This window comes from Paenibacillus sp. NFR01 (assembly GCF_900111565.1).
GTDB lineage: Bacteria > Bacillota > Bacilli > Paenibacillales > Paenibacillaceae > Paenibacillus_AQ.
The window spans coordinates 1-14,260 of record NZ_FOIK01000006.1; the positions used below are offsets into that span (position 1 = coordinate 1).

Sequence of the window (14,260 nt, forward strand, 5' to 3'; positions counted from 1 at the left end):
TGGCCGTTCACCCTCTCAGGTCGGCTACGCATCGTCGCCTTGGTGAGCCGTTACCCCACCAACTAGCTAATGCGCCGCAGGCCCATCCCGTGATGACAGATTGCTCCGTCTTTCATCCTCCCTTCAGGCGAAAAGAGGAATTATCCGGTATTAGCTACCGTTTCCGGTAGTTATCCCAGTTCATGGGGCAGGTTGCCTACGTGTTACTCACCCGTCCGCCGCTAAGCTTACCCCGAAGGATAAACTCCGCTCGACTTGCATGTATTAGGCACGCCGCCAGCGTTCGTCCTGAGCCAGGATCAAACTCTCCATTAAAGGCGCTTATGACAGCGCTTAAAATCGAAAGAGCGATTCGCTCATTTTGAAACATCTGACGAGAATTTGCATTCTCATTTAATACTCACTCGTTGTTCAGTTTTCAAAGATCAAACTTCGTTTTCGTGTCATCCGCTTGTCAGCAGCGACTTTTATAATATATCATGTTACCCTCGATTTAGTCAACCGTTTTTTTAATTTCTTTTTTCGGCGGCTTTGCGTCAGCGTTTTTCACAAACCGACGTTTCCGAGGGACGAGTTATAATTTAACACATCTTTTACAGAGGAGTCAACACTAATTATTTCGCATAAAAAAGAGAGGCTTGCGCCTCTCCCTTGTCTATCCGGAATTAACTCCGAAACAGCTGTACTAAAGCGTATAACGGATAACATGCCCGGCTCCATTATCGGCGGCCCAATCGGTGATTTCTTTGATAAGCGAGCGACTCACCATTTTTCGTAACACAAAAGGCAGTTCCGCTTCGAGCTGACAAAGGTCGGGGTGCTCAAGCAGATCCTTGACGCTCCAGGTCCCCTTCCGGCTTCCGAGGGTATCCAGCAGCAGCCCGCAGCAGTACGCCATCTTCGACATCAGCGTAAACTCGCAGCCAAGCAGAATCAACTCTACCCGCTGCTCCAGCGTTTCGGTACTGACTGTAAGTTCTTCATACAGCTTATATACGGGAGAATTCAAATGTTTGACCTGCTCCCACACCGCAGGTTGGGGAAACAGCCCGGCTTCGGCCACTTCGATTCTTGCCCAATGATACAAAGCAATAAGCACGCAATTGTAAGCATCCATGGTGCAGCCTGCATCCAGGTAACGTTTAGCCTTCACGTTCAAATGCAGAAACCGTGCAAACTCCACCAGCAGCACTCGCTCTTTAAGCGCCTTGCTGAAGGTGAGAATTTCATGCCTCATTTCGCCCAGAATACCCTGGGGGTCCCAAATGACCTCCCCTTCCATCAGACTGGTCAACAATTCATTGTTGTCCCCGCGCAGGACGGCACGTTCCAACGCCGGAAGTCCCACATGGATCGTCTGCGTGCGCTTGTCTCCGTTAAAGGTATGGGTAAGGGTTCTTTCGTTATATTTATCCGCATGAAGCATCAGGACTACCATATCGAAATCGTGAAGAAGCGCGCTTTGAGCAGGCGGCTGGTCCATTTGCCGCAATGCGACGGCACCGAGAACATTCCTGTCAAAAATCTCTCCACTGGTCAAAGTCAAATTAGACAGTTCCATACTTCCCTCCATCAAATTTGGCGAATTTGCGTCAGTCAGTTATAATTCACTTGAACATTAATATTCTACATATTCATGTCAGTTCCTCCTGCACCGCCTAACTATATTTTAGCGAGGAGAAGGTACTCATGAAGTTTAAATCGGCTAAAATCAATGCTTTTCGCACATGGGGACTGTTGCTTACGCTGCTGGGGATGGGCCTGATGATCCTCGGCACCGCCGGCATCGTATTTTGGGGTTCCGCGGGAAAAGTTATTGCCGCCGTCGGTCTCGTCATCGGCTTGGTGGCCATGATGGCCAGCCTAGCGATTTATTTCTGGGCCGGCATGCTCTCGACCAGCGCCGTGCAGCTGGAATGTCCCGAATGCCGCAAGCTAACCAAAATGCTAGGTAAAACCGACCGCTGTATGTTCTGCCATACGATCTTGACCCGCGACCCGCAGCTGGCGACCGTAACGGCGGAGCAGCTCGAACGCACGGAATGATAACCATCTTTTCAAACATGCAATGAGGGCGTCCCGCAGCCGACCAAGGCTTTGGGACACCCTCATTTTTTTAGGCTATACAGGTTACTTATGAATGCCCTGGAGTGCTTCCCACGCCTCGGCATTGGCAAAACTGCGGTTCCAAGAAGCGATTCCCCCGAGCTGAAACGATTTGGCGAGCTTGACCCGGGCTTCCAGCGACAGCTTGTCTTCGATCCAGATTTTTTTTGCTGCACCGTCCTCTTTGTATTCTACATAATGCTGGCCTGCCGCTTCGTCGAGCACCGGCTTCAGCTTTTTCTCCGCGATGATCTCTTGTACCGCGTTCATGCTTACCGCCTTGGAACTGAGCTTGGTTTCCCCTTTTTCCGTAGTTTCGGACCAAATGCGGGTATACAGCGGCACGCCTAGAATAAGCTTCTCGGCAGGAACGCCGTCTTCCTCGATGATCCGGCTCACGGATGAGCCGGCCCATGGCAGTGAAGCTACCGAACCCGCCACCGGGCTGGACGCCCAATGCTCATCGTAGGCCATCACAATCAGAAAATCGACGACCTCGCCCAGCGCCTTGCGGTCCAGAAACAGCGACCACATTTCACTGTTTGATTTAGGCGTGACGTCCATCGAAATGATGAGATTTTTGGCCTGGGCCATCGGCTTCAGCTCCCGCATAAACTGGGTCACGTTCGCCTTATCTTTGGTGTAGACATTTTCAAAATCGATATTGATGCCGTCCAAATTGTACAAATCGGCGTAGGCCAGCATCTGCACGATGGTGTTCATCCGCCGCTCGTAGGTAGACAATGCTACGGTCGTCAGGTCCGGCTCAAAACTGTTGCTCAGCAGACCCCATACTTCCATCCCTTTGGCATGCGCCCACGCTACATAAGACTTGTCCGCCTGGCTGCGCACGTTGCCGTCATTGTCCACGATCCGGAACCAGGTTGGGCTGGCGACATTGACGCCCGGCATCGCGCCGAACTTCTGCGGGTTCGGGTTGCGTTCGTATACCGCTTCCCAGTACAGGTTCACCGCTTTGCCTTTCCAGCTGCGCTCAGCCCGGGTAGGCACGACCGGCAGCGGTTCGACCGTCTTTTGCCCGGCGGAGAGAATATCGTCCTTTTTGACATAACCGGCGTAGCCACTGTTCATTTGCACATACAACCAGTCTTCGTTATCGGAGTTCCAGATCTTCACGACCGTGCCTGGAGTCATGTCCGCCAGGATCGGCGCATGAATTGAAGCTTCGCTTCTCAGGGCCCGGGTGCGGTCCCCTTCGTTTCCTTTTACTTTACCCAGCGGTACGCTCTCCCCTGCCGTCATCAGCAGCACTGAGCCGGTCTCGGTGTCCTCCTCCACCTCAAAGCCGTACAGGCTCTCCAGCGTGTCGGCCGGCAGAAACGTTGTGCCCGACTGGTCTTCCGGCGCCAGGCGCAATTGCATCGGCTTATTGTTCAAGCTCGCATCGGTGGAATTCTCCTGCATGTACAGAAGATCATTGGCCGTCGTCAAAATAACCGATTTGGTGCCTTCCTCATATCGTATGGACGAATCCACGTATTTCTGTAAAAACGGCAGGGGCAGCAGCAGGCCGTCCCCGGTTCCGGATGCCGAATAGCCGGTCATTTCGCCATGCACGAAAATCGGTTTGTCCACGCTTCTCCATTCCGGTTCGATATGCAGCCGGTTCGGCAGAACCTGATAAATAACCCAGTATGCGGCAAGAGCAACAAGTACGAGTCCCAGCAAACGGCGGAACAGCCTGCCGCGCCGCCTGGAACGGCGATGAATTTGTGTCCGGTTCAAAATAAACCTCCATATGTGAAAGAGATAGATTGATAGGTTGGTCTTCCAATGTAAGTATACGCCTCGAACGGCTGGTTGGTCGCGTAAATCTTTTTGGTAAAAACAAAAAAACGCGCGGCCCCCGCTTGGGGAACCGGCACGTTTCGGAAGGTATGCATATGCGATTGAGTGATAAAGGAACTAGTGTTTCTGTTCGCTGCAGCCTTTGCAGACTCCATAAAGCTCCATGCGCAGACCGTGAATTTTGAAGCCGGTAGCTTTCTCGGCCTGCTCCTCCACTTCATGCAGAGAAGGGTAGCTGAAGTCTTCGATTTTGCCGCATTCCTGGCAGATGACGTGATAGTGATCGGATACGTTCGCATCAAAGCGGCTGGAGCTGTCGCCATAGGTCAATTCGCGGACCATGCCGGCCTCCATGAACATCTTGAGATTGTTGTACACCGTCGCCACGCTCATGCTGGGAAACTGGGGTTCGAGCGCACGATAAATATCGTCCGCCGTCGGATGGTTGAGCGATTCCATCAAATACGTAAGAATCGCATGACGCTGGGGCGTAATACGGACACCGGTAGTTTTCAATTGTTCCAAAGCGTGCTGTACACCACTACCCATTCATTCCACCGCCTTTAAATTTCAAACAAAGATATTGTCATTGTAAAACCGGGCTTTCGGCGTTGTCAATGTAACTATTATATTATATTTATTATTATATAAGAAAAATTTTTTATTTCAATATTTCTTCACATTAATATTGCTGTTTCCTTCGATATGCAGCTTGAACTCGCCGGTTCCCGTCTTGCCGGAGATCGTTTTCTTCTCAATGGAAAAGCCGGGAATATCCGTGGTTAAATCCCCGTAGCTGCTGGATCCGTCAAGCTTGTAATTGCCTTCCTCCGGAAGGGCAAGGTCAATGTCGCCGACCGCGCTGTAGACATCCCAGTCTCCGCCTACCTCCGCCGTCCGGATGCCGATGATGCCGTTCAGCGACTCCGCCTGTACCTTCATTCTTGCTCCGTCGATGTTTACGTTCCCGTTTTTGGTCGACAGCGAAAGATCATCCCCGCTGCGCACCGCTGAAATATGGCCCACCGCCGTGGTCAGCTGCAGCGCACCGCTGACATCCCAGGCGTCCATATTCCCGCCGCTGGTCGACAGGTTGACACCGCCTTGCACCTCTCTTACCCGTACGGCGCCGTTTAAGGTCTTCCCTTCAACGTCGCCGAAAATGCGGTGGAGAATCAGTTCCCCGTTCCCCGTCTCCAATGCAATGTTCCCGATGGCCTCCACATTCTGCAGCGTGATGTCGCCGTTCATGGTTCGCACCTGCAGATTAAAGCGCCGGTTGTCCGGCACGGAGATATCGAGATCGACGCGCGGCTGGCGTTTGCCCGAATCCCCGTACGACTTGTTGACCGTAGTAATCTTTATGGCCGCGCCACCCTCGGCACTGACAAACGATTGTTCGGCCACCGCCGCGGCCAGCGCCCCGTCCAGCTGATCGACCCATACGGTCGAACCGATCACCACATCCTTCACGGGTGCGCGATGGATCAAAATATCCCCGTTAATGCCTTCGATCGTGATTTTGGCTGTACGCAGCTCCACCGGAACATGCAGCGGCATTTTATCGAACCGGCTTCCTTCCGCTTCTCCATATTCCGCTGCAGCCGTCGTCAAATTCAGGCTGACTTTATTCCACAGATGCAAATAATGCTCCTGCTCGGCGACAATAAAAACACTGACGGAAAGCACAAGGGCGGCGAAGAGCCCGCGGAGATCCATCCGCGCTTTCGCAGCAGGCTTCTTCCCGCGGCCTTTTTTCCGGAAAACGAACAACGAGATGAAAATATACTCAAGTCCCCATAGAACCGCTGCCGCAGGCCACCATTTCAGCATCAGGTAGAGCAAATCCGAGCCGCTGCGGGCATCGATCAGCAGCAAAACCCCCATCGAAACAAGCGTTGCCGCTGCGGTGTATCGGCCAACACGGCGAATCCTCGGCACGGCTCCGCGGCCGTCCAGCAAATGCTTAACTGCCTCGCGAATGGCAAGCCACACCCCGCCGCCCATCAATGCCACGCTTACCGCCAGGCTGCCTTGCTGGTCGATAAACCGCTGCAGCCACTCCGGCTTCTGCCGGAACAAAAACATCGCCGTCCCGCCGAGGACCAGCATCAAGCCAAAACGGATATTTTGCCAGCCTTGGATGCTTCGCCGGCGCCCTTTCGGGGTTCCGGCAAAGCCACCCTGGCGGTCCGCCGATTGCAGCACATCGAACAGGTTATAGAAATACAGCGCCGGGATCAGCAGCCCCAGCAGCACCAGCAGCGGCACATTGACCTGCATGCCGATCGATGAAAAATACAGCATGCACGCCAAATCAAGCAAAATGATGAAAATAAAGGTAATTCCTTTGCGCAAAAAGCCCAAGTACAAATGTCCCGTGCCAGGGATCAGCGCACTGAACAGTCCGGCTAAAAATTTGCTTTTGCGGGGACGAGCTTTGGTACGGGGAGGAATCAGCGGCGGATTCTGCTCCTCCAGTGTTGAATCGTGGTCCTGGCCGGGGTTCATTTCCGGACTCCTCCTTAAGAATTAGCATATGTTGTGCGGGCCTTAAAGCTTCCCGCCGCGGTGAAATTCAATCAGCTCCACACCCGGAGCCACTTCCTCCACACTAAAAGGAACAAAGCCATGCTTCCTGTACAGCGCAACCGCAGGCTCGTTCAGCTTCCCTGTGGAAACAATGAACTGCCGCATGGACGGATAGCAGGCAAACACATGGGTGAGCAGGCTTCCGGCGACGCCTCTGCGGAAATGGTCCGGGTGCACCATCATCCGGGTTACGGTAAGAATGCCCGGCGCCTCTTCCATCACGGCCACGGCTCCCGCAAGCCCCTCTTCGGCGTCGAAGCTGCCGTAAAAGGTCTCGTGGGACTGTCTTAACATATCCCTCGTTTCCAGCAGCGGCGGTATTTCATGAAATCCGATGAGTTCGGCTTCAAGGCGATAAGCCTTATGCTGCAGGCTCCACAGCTCGCTTACGGTAACATCGTCCCGCAAATCCAGCTTCTGAATCGTATTCATTGCCGCATAACCCCCTATTATGCCGCTTAAGGGCCTGCCGTAAACCGGCAAGCCCCAAGCCATTGGTTCAATACATATATACCCCGAAAGGCGTTAACGTCTAGCGGCTGAGCACTTCGGCCAGAAGCGTGTTTACCAGTCCGGGATTTGCTTTTCCCTTGCTTTCTTTCATGACCTGGCCGACGAGGAAGCCGATGGCTTTCTGTTTGCCCGCTTTGTAATCCTCTACGGATTGCGGGTTGGCCGCAACGACATCTTCCACGATCTTCTTGATGGCCCCTTCGTCGCTGATCTGTACGAGTCCCTTTTCTTCAACGATGACGCCCGGGAGCTTGCCGCTGTCCAGCATTTCTTTAAAGACGGTTTTGGCGATTTTGCTGCTGATGGTGCCGGCGGCAATCAGGTTAACCATTTCGCCGAGGCCCTGCGGCGTAATCTTCACCGCGGACAGCTCCAGATTGTTGCCGTTCAGGTAGGCAAGCAGGTCACCCATCATCCAGTTCGCGATTTGTTTCGCATCCTTCGTATAGGCCAGGCTGCCTTCGAAAAAGTCTGCCAGCGGCTTGGAGGCGGTCAGAATGCCCGCATCATAGGCGGTAAGGCCGAATTCCTCGCTGTAACGCGCCTTTCGCGCATCCGGAAGCTCGGGAATCGTGCTGCGGATGGATTCCTTCCAGGCTTCATCGATATGCAGCACAATCAGGTCGGGATCCGGGAAATAGCGGTAGTCATGCGCTTCTTCTTTGCCGCGCATCGACAAGGTTTTGCCGGCAACTTCGTCCCAGCGCCGGGTCTCCTGCTCGACTTCGCCGCCATCGTCCAGAATCTCCGCTTGGCGGAACTGCTCGTATTCCAAGCCGCGCAGCACGCCGCGGAACGAGTTCATGTTCTTCAGTTCGGCACGGATGCCGAATTCCTTCTGTCCGTAAGGGCGAAGGCTAATGTTGGCGTCGCAGCGCATCGAGCCTTCTTCCATCTTGACGTCGGATACGTCGCAATACTGCATGATGGCACGGATTTTCTCCAGATAAGCCCGCGCTTCCTCCGGCGAACGGAGATCCGGCTCAGACACGATCTCGATCAGCGGCGTACCTACCCGGTTGAAGTCAACCAGCGAAGCGAAACCTCCGTCCACATGCGTGAGCTTACCGGCATCTTCCTCCAGATGCAGCCGGGTAATGCCGATGCGCTTCGTTTCGCCGTTCACTTCGATGTCGATCCAGCCGTTCAGGCCGATCGGCTGATCGTATTGAGAGATCTGGTATGCCTTCGGGGAATCCGGATAGAAGTAGTTTTTGCGGTCGAATTTGCTGACGTCGCCGATCGTGCAGTTCAGCGCCATCGCCGCTTTCATGGCATATTCCACCGCCTGGCGGTTTAGAACCGGCAGCACGCCGGGATGGCCGAGGCAAACGGGACAGGTATGGGTATTGGCCGGAGCACCGAAGGCCGTAGAGCATCCGCAAAAAATTTTGGACTTCGTATGCAGTTCGACGTGAACCTCCAGCCCGATAACAGTTTCATAATTGGACATCGTGATCCTCCTTCCTTTAGGGGCCGCAGGCTACAGCTGCGGGCGCGCTTTATGATGTTCCGTATGCTGTTCGTAGGCATGTGCCACGCGCAGCAGGGTATGTTCGTCAAATTCCTTGCCGATGATTTGCAGGCCGACCGGCAGTCCATCCGCGAAACCGCAAGGCACGCTGATTGCCGGAATGCCCGCGAGGCTCACCGGAATCGTCAGAATATCATTCAAATACATCGTCAGCGGATCTTCCGTCTGCGAGCCAAGCTTGAAGGCTGTCGTTGGGGCGGTCGGTCCGATCACGACATCGTAGTTTTGGAAGACTTCATCAAAATCCTGCTTGATCAGCGTGCGGACCTTCTGAGCCTTCAAATAATATGCGTCATAATAACCGGAGCTGAGCGCGTACGTTCCGAGCATGATCCGGCGTTTGACTTCCGGACCGAAGCCGCGGCTGCGGGACTGGTGATACAGGTCAAGCAAACCGCCGCCTTCGTCCACGCGCACGCCGTAGCGTACGCCGTCAAAGCGGGCCAGGTTGGAAGAAGCCTCCGAAGAAGACAGCAGATAATAAGCGGCGACCGCATATTCGGTATGCGGAAGGGAGACTTCCTCCCAGGTTGCGCCGAGGCTTTCCAGCACCTTCAGGGCCGCAAGCACCGTGTCACGCACGGCCGGATCTACGCCCTGGCCAATGTATTCCTTCGGCACGGCAATCCGCAGACCCGAGATGTCGCCGGTCAGGGCGCTCAGGTAGTCGGGAATGTCGACCTTCGCCGAAGTCGAGTCTTGAGCGTCGTAACCGGCGATGGCCTGCAGCACATAAGCCGAATCTTCGACGGTCCGGGTCACCGGACCGATCTGGTCCAGCGAGGATGCGAAGGCGATCAAGCCGTAGCGCGAGACAAGGCCGTAAGTCGGCTTCAATCCGACTACGCCGCAATAGGAAGCCGGCTGGCGGATCGAGCCGCCGGTATCCGAGCCGAGCGCGAAGAACACTTCGCCGGCTGCCACCGCAGCGGCCGAGCCGCCGCTGGACCCGCCGGGCACATGCTCCAGATTCCATGGATTGCGGACCGGACCGAAGGATGAATTTTCATTGGAGCCGCCCATGGCGAATTCGTCCATGTTCAGCTTGCCAATCGTCACGGCATCGGCCGCATGCAGCTTAGTTACGACGCTGGCGTCGTAAACAGGATCAAAGTTGGCTAAAAACTGGCTGGCGCAGGTGGTGCGCAGCCCTTTGGTCACGATATTGTCCTTAATGCCGGCAGGCAGGCCAAACAGCAGGCCGCGCGTTTCACCCGAAGCCAGCTTATCGTCAAGCGCCCGCGCCGCCGCGCGCGCGCCTTCCTCGTTCAACGTCAAAAAGGCATGAACCTTGGCATCATGCCTTGCGATGGCGGCAAACGCCTCCTCCGCCAGCTCGCTGACGGAAATCTGCTTGCCGTGCAGCATGTTATGTACTTCGGGCAATCGGTATTGAAACAGGCTCAACTTTGTTCCTCCTCATCTATAATTCTTATTCCAGCACCGCCGGCACTTTGAAATGTCCGTCCTCGTGGTCCGGCGCGTTCAGCAGCGCGTCCTCCCGTGACAGGCTTTCCTTGACGACATCCTCGCGCATCACATTGCTGACTTGCAGCACATGGGTCGTCGGTCTGACATTGTCCGTATCCAGCTCGTTCAATTTCTCCGCATATTGTAAAATCGCATTCATTTGTTCGGTAAAGGTCGCCTCTTCTTCCGGGCTTAGATGCAGGCGGGCCAGCCTGGCCACATGCTGCACGTCCTTGACGGTGATGCTCATTGAAATATCCCTCCTGTTTAAAGGGCTAAAGCGCCCGGATAACTTTTCTAATTATATTGTAGAAGCCTGGACAATTCAATGCGCGGAGCACAACAAAAAAGCCGGCATTCGCCGGCTCTACTTATCATATGAGATATTTCTTAAATCCACGCGCGCAGATTCACCTGCTTGATGAACTCCGCCTGGGACATGCTTTCTTTGGTGGTCTTCTCTGTCTCTTCCTCAACGGTTTGCTCGCCGTTCATCAGATGATGGAACAGCTTCTCATTGTGCGTAAACAAGGCATAATCGATCAGCGCTTCATGCGTTGCCCGTTCAGCCTCGGCTTCCAGCAATTGTTCCTCCGCCTCGACATCCTCCGCGGTAACGTAAAAATTACGGTTCGCTTGAGGTACGCGAATAACATAATCAAACGCGTTGTCAGGATTGCGGTCGTATGCAATCAGATAGCCATAGTCTCCGATAGGAAGACTCTGTTCAAAAGCGTCCGCGACAATGACAATTTTCTCCCCTAAACGCAGCATCGTCCTGCCTCCCGACCCCAGAATCTATCATTTGGTCCTGCTTGTTTCAACAGTCTACTAAAAAATAATAGTGCTGTCCAGCAGCGGGAGGCTTGTTCATGAAAATTTCGCAGAAAATATTCTGAAAATCGAGAGCATTCGGCAGAAAACGCTGTCTTATTCCGGCGAATGCTGTCTGCGGACCAGCAGCGCTGCGCCGCCAATGCATAGCACAATCAGGAGCACCGCGGAAATAACCGGGCCGGCGATCTTCCCGCCGCCCTCCGTCAACGCCTGTGCTGACAAGCCCGACAATGACGCAGGCGTCCAGGACAGGGCATGCGGCAGCACGCTATGGGCGACAGCCAGCACTGCCACGGTCAGCAAGGCAAGGCATGCGGCAGCCGGGCCGCGCAGCCAAGCGCTGAAGAGCAGCGTAAGCGACAGCCCGCAGAGCAGCCAAAGCCCATAGAGCAGAACGGCGGAACCCACTGCGCCGTAATCCAGGCCGCCGATAAGCGCCTCGGTATAGTAGGCGGCACCGGCGGCACCCGCCAGCAGCGCGGCGGCGAGCAAGGTGAGCTGCGCCGCCCACTTGGCCAGCGCGATGGCTGCCGCGGAGAGCGGCCGCACCAGCAGCAGCTCGGCGGTACCGCTGGCCCGTTCACCGGCCAGCACGTTCATCGTGCCGAGCGCGAGTACCAGCATGCCGATGGTGCCGTATTGCCCCAGCGCCTCCGCCATGACTTGCCCGGCGGCAGGAACGGTATAGCTGTCCAGCAGCCCTGGCGGAACCTCGCCGGCCTGCTTCAGAATCTCCGGCAAATAATACGCGCTGATCGGCTGCATGACGCCCAGGATCAGAAAGACGATCGGAATCCAGAGCAGCTTGTAGCTGCGCAGCGTCTCCAGCAGTTCCTTCTTATAAAGAATCCAGCCGTTTCTCACGAGCCCACCACCTTCATGAACAAGTCTTCAAGCGTGGAAGAACCGGCTTCGAACTGGAGCAGCGGAATCTTCTTGCCGGCGGCCTCCTGAAGGACGAATTGCCGCGCCTGCTCCAGGTCGTTCACATTGAAGCTGGCCTGCCCGCCGGTAATCCGCGCTTCAATGACAAACGGCGCAGCTCCAATCTGCTCTAGCCACCCCTGCGCGCCGCTCTCCACGGTGAGGCGGATGATCGGCAGGCTGTAAGCGGTACGCAATTTAGACAGCGGTCCTTGCTCGGCAATGGCTCCCTTATTGAGCAGAATAATATCATCGCAGATTTCTTCCGCATCATGCAGCACATGCGTGGAGAACATGACCGTCGTCTCCTTGCGGATGTCGCGAAGCAGCTCCATCACTTCCCGGCGGCCGATCGGATCCAGCGCCGACACCGGCTCATCCAGCAGCAGCAGGCGCGGCCGGTGGACGAGGGCTTGAGCCAGCCCCAGGCGCTGCTTCATGCCGCCGGAGTAACCGGAGATCTTCCGGCGGGCCGCCTCGCCTAGCCCCACCCGTTCCAGCATAACAGCCGCTTGCTTGTCGGCATCCCGGCTGCTTAAGCCGCTGAGCTTTGCCGCAAAGCTCATATACTCCCGGCCGCTCATCCAGCCGTAAAAGGCCGGCGCCTGCGGCAAATATCCGAGCAGTCGGCGGATATCCGCACCGGCCGGAGCGCCGTCAAACCGGATGTCGCCCGACGTCGGCGCGAGCAGCCCGGCAAGCATCCGCAGCGTCGTCGTTTTCCCGGCACCGTTTGGACCGAGCAGCGCAACGCATTGTCCCGCTTCGATCTCAAAGCTAATGCCGTACACGGAGCGCCGGTTCCCGTAGCTTTTAGCCAATTGATGAACCCTCAGCAGCGGCATCAGGCATCTTTCCTTCCTACAACAAAATAGGCGATACTGCCCAGCATATTGCCAAAGACAATGATAATGACCCACAGCCATTTCGGTCCGCGCACCCGTTCCGCCCGGGCCAGCGAGATCAACCCGATAACAGCCAGCAGCAATTGAAGCACAAACAGCGGCAGCAGCAGCTTCACATCCGCACCGTTCATTCCCGTTCCCCACCTTTCGTTTCATTCCGTTCCGTCTTCAACTTTCTTGCCCTTCTTCGGTCCAGCCATACGACGAACAGCAAATAACAGATGACCGGCGTAGGCGTGCCCGTAATCCCCCATAACCCCCAGAACCAGGCTTTTCTTCCGCGCTTGCGTGCATCACGGAACAGCAGATTGCCCTGTATCAGCAGAAAAATGCCCAGACAGATCCAGAACCAAAGCGGCAAATCCTTTTGTTCGTTCAATGCTCCGCATCCTCTCTGCGTTGTCTGATCCGAGCTGCCGCCGCCACGACAAGCGCCGCGGCCGGTATCAGCGTCTGAAGCGCAACGTACAATACGGGGATATAACCCAGTCCGGCCAGACATGCAGCCACGAGAATAAAGGAGAGAATGACGAAGAGCAGCGATTCCCGGCGCTCCCGCCGCTTTCTGCGCATATTCGTTTCGGCGATCAGCCGCATAAAGGCAGCATCCGAAGGCACCGTCTCATCGAACACCGTGTCCAGCTTCCGCATGTCTTCCGATAGCTTGCGCAGCAATTCATCTTCCGTATTAGAATTCACCGTCGCCCAGCTCCTTTCTCAGTTCTTTGACTCCGGCAGCGACACGCGATTTGGCCGTTCCCGGGGGGATTCCCATGATGGCGCCGATCTCATCGTAGCTGTATCCGTAATAATGCTTCAGCAGCACGGCAATGCGCTGGGCGGACGGCAGCCCGGATAAAACGTCCAGCAACTCGCTCCATTCCATGTTCCGGCTTGCGAACTTCCAGCGGATGTTGCGAAGACCCTGCTCCCTGCGCAGCCAATCGGCTTCCAGCCGCCAGCGCCGTTTCCGGTCGATGTACAGGCGGGTGGCGATCGTAATGAGCCATGAGGAGAACGCCGACTGCCCGTTGTACGTGGCTATTTTTTCGATGCAGCGGACCATCGTATCCTGGGTGAGCTCTTCCGCGAGCAGCGGGTCCATCGTCGCTTTGATTAAATAATGGTGCAGAAAAGAATAATGCTCGCGCAGCAGAACCGAGAGTGCTTCCCTGTCCCCGTTCCGGGCCGATTCAATTCTTTCCGCCATACGATCGCTCATGGGCGCCTCCTGCAGGATTACTTTCACGCAATTATTACGAGTATACCCCTCATTTCGTTCAATCGTGATTCGAATGATTTTGCAGTTCCCATAAGCGGCGCCGCCAAGGCTGGATTCCTCCCGTCATTCCGGGAAAATGCCAAAAAAGAACCTCGTTCCCCAAGCGATTGCTCGGCTCTCCGTCAAGCTTCGCGCTTTCCCGGATGACGGGTTCTTTCCGCTGATACGGCTGAGGGTAATCCATGTAATAGAAGAAGTCCTTCTTTGACATCTGCGGCCTCCGGCTGGGGATAGACATAAAAAAAGAACGCAAACCGGGATAAATTCCTCAGTCTGCGTGCTTCGCGA

At 55.3% G+C, this 14,260-nt stretch carries 16 protein-coding genes and 1 rRNA gene; 1 reads left to right on the forward strand and 16 read right to left on the reverse strand.

Annotated elements, in window-relative coordinates; all coding sequences use genetic code 11:
• Both BMW84_RS20535 and BMW84_RS20540 read right to left on the reverse strand, forming a co-directional pair.
• A 16S ribosomal RNA gene (locus tag BMW84_RS20535) occupies positions 1-315 on the reverse strand; the annotation flags it as partial.
• A 370-nt stretch (positions 316-685) separates the two neighbouring features.
• On the reverse strand, positions 686-1,561 hold the full coding sequence (locus BMW84_RS20540; RefSeq protein ID WP_175498941.1) for a nucleotidyltransferase-like protein: 876 nt from the start codon (positions 1,559-1,561) through the stop codon (positions 686-688).
• A gap of 128 nt (positions 1,562-1,689) precedes the next feature.
• On the opposite strand from BMW84_RS20540, the gene BMW84_RS20545 reads away from it, so the two are divergent.
• Positions 1,690-2,046 (forward strand): DUF2614 family zinc ribbon-containing protein, encoded by a 357-nt coding sequence (locus tag BMW84_RS20545; RefSeq protein ID WP_091071607.1) that lies wholly within the window; start codon positions 1,690-1,692, stop codon positions 2,044-2,046.
• Between the two features lie 84 nt (positions 2,047-2,130).
• On the opposite strand, the gene BMW84_RS20550 is transcribed toward BMW84_RS20545, so the two are convergent.
• The 14 genes from BMW84_RS20550 to sigY form a co-directional block, all read right to left on the reverse strand.
• Complete coding sequence (locus BMW84_RS20550; protein WP_091071608.1) at positions 2,131-3,852, reverse strand: glycosyl hydrolase family 18 protein; 1,722 nt, start codon at positions 3,850-3,852, stop codon at positions 2,131-2,133.
• A 180-nt stretch (positions 3,853-4,032) separates the two neighbouring features.
• A complete protein-coding gene (perR, locus tag BMW84_RS20555) occupies positions 4,033-4,464 on the reverse strand; it encodes a peroxide-responsive transcriptional repressor PerR (protein ID WP_091071610.1) in 432 nt (143 codons plus the stop codon).
• 117 nt (positions 4,465-4,581) lie between these two features.
• The gene (locus tag BMW84_RS20560) at positions 4,582-6,426 is read right to left on the reverse strand and encodes a DUF4097 family beta strand repeat-containing protein (protein ID WP_254773072.1); all 1,845 of its coding nucleotides are present in this window, start codon (positions 6,424-6,426) and stop codon (positions 4,582-4,584) included.
• 42 nt (positions 6,427-6,468) lie between these two features.
• Positions 6,469-6,939 (reverse strand): GNAT family N-acetyltransferase, encoded by a 471-nt coding sequence (locus BMW84_RS20565; RefSeq protein WP_091071612.1) that lies wholly within the window; start codon positions 6,937-6,939, stop codon positions 6,469-6,471.
• A 100-nt stretch (positions 6,940-7,039) separates the two neighbouring features.
• The gene (gene gatB / locus BMW84_RS20570) at positions 7,040-8,473 is read right to left on the reverse strand and encodes an Asp-tRNA(Asn)/Glu-tRNA(Gln) amidotransferase subunit GatB (protein WP_175498943.1); all 1,434 of its coding nucleotides are present in this window, start codon (positions 8,471-8,473) and stop codon (positions 7,040-7,042) included.
• 30 nt (positions 8,474-8,503) lie between these two features.
• Positions 8,504-9,961 (reverse strand): Asp-tRNA(Asn)/Glu-tRNA(Gln) amidotransferase subunit GatA, encoded by a 1,458-nt coding sequence (gatA, locus tag BMW84_RS20575; protein ID WP_091071615.1) that lies wholly within the window; start codon positions 9,959-9,961, stop codon positions 8,504-8,506.
• Between the two features lie 25 nt (positions 9,962-9,986).
• On the reverse strand, positions 9,987-10,274 hold the full coding sequence (gene gatC / locus BMW84_RS20580; protein WP_091071617.1) for an Asp-tRNA(Asn)/Glu-tRNA(Gln) amidotransferase subunit GatC: 288 nt from the start codon (positions 10,272-10,274) through the stop codon (positions 9,987-9,989).
• Between the two features lie 140 nt (positions 10,275-10,414).
• A complete protein-coding gene (locus BMW84_RS20585; protein WP_091071618.1) occupies positions 10,415-10,798 on the reverse strand; it encodes an ATPase in 384 nt (127 codons plus the stop codon).
• A gap of 156 nt (positions 10,799-10,954) precedes the next feature.
• Positions 10,955-11,725 carry an ABC transporter permease subunit gene (locus BMW84_RS20590; RefSeq protein WP_091071620.1) on the reverse strand — a complete coding sequence of 257 codons (771 nt, stop codon included), beginning with the start codon at positions 11,723-11,725 and terminating at the stop codon, positions 10,955-10,957.
• Positions 11,722-12,630 (reverse strand): ABC transporter ATP-binding protein, encoded by a 909-nt coding sequence (locus tag BMW84_RS20595; RefSeq protein WP_091071621.1) that lies wholly within the window; start codon positions 12,628-12,630, stop codon positions 11,722-11,724. Before BMW84_RS20595 ends, BMW84_RS20590 begins: the two co-directional genes overlap by 4 nt.
• Positions 12,630-12,821, reverse strand: coding sequence for a PLD nuclease N-terminal domain-containing protein (locus tag BMW84_RS20600; RefSeq protein WP_091071623.1), 192 nt, complete (start codon positions 12,819-12,821; stop codon positions 12,630-12,632). Before BMW84_RS20600 ends, BMW84_RS20595 begins: the two co-directional genes overlap by 1 nt.
• Positions 12,818-13,069, reverse strand: a complete 252-nt coding sequence (locus BMW84_RS20605) for a hypothetical protein (protein ID WP_091071624.1) — start codon at positions 13,067-13,069, stop codon at positions 12,818-12,820. The genes BMW84_RS20600 and BMW84_RS20605 overlap by 4 nt, the downstream gene beginning before the upstream one ends.
• Positions 13,066-13,389: a DUF5345 family protein gene (locus BMW84_RS20610; RefSeq protein ID WP_091071625.1), complete on the reverse strand. Its 324-nt coding sequence runs from the start codon at positions 13,387-13,389 to the stop codon at positions 13,066-13,068. Before BMW84_RS20610 ends, BMW84_RS20605 begins: the two co-directional genes overlap by 4 nt.
• Positions 13,379-13,912 (reverse strand): RNA polymerase sigma factor SigY, encoded by a 534-nt coding sequence (sigY, locus tag BMW84_RS20615; RefSeq protein ID WP_091071626.1) that lies wholly within the window; start codon positions 13,910-13,912, stop codon positions 13,379-13,381. The genes BMW84_RS20610 and sigY overlap by 11 nt, the downstream gene beginning before the upstream one ends.
• Positions 13,913-14,260 lie beyond the last annotated feature (348 nt).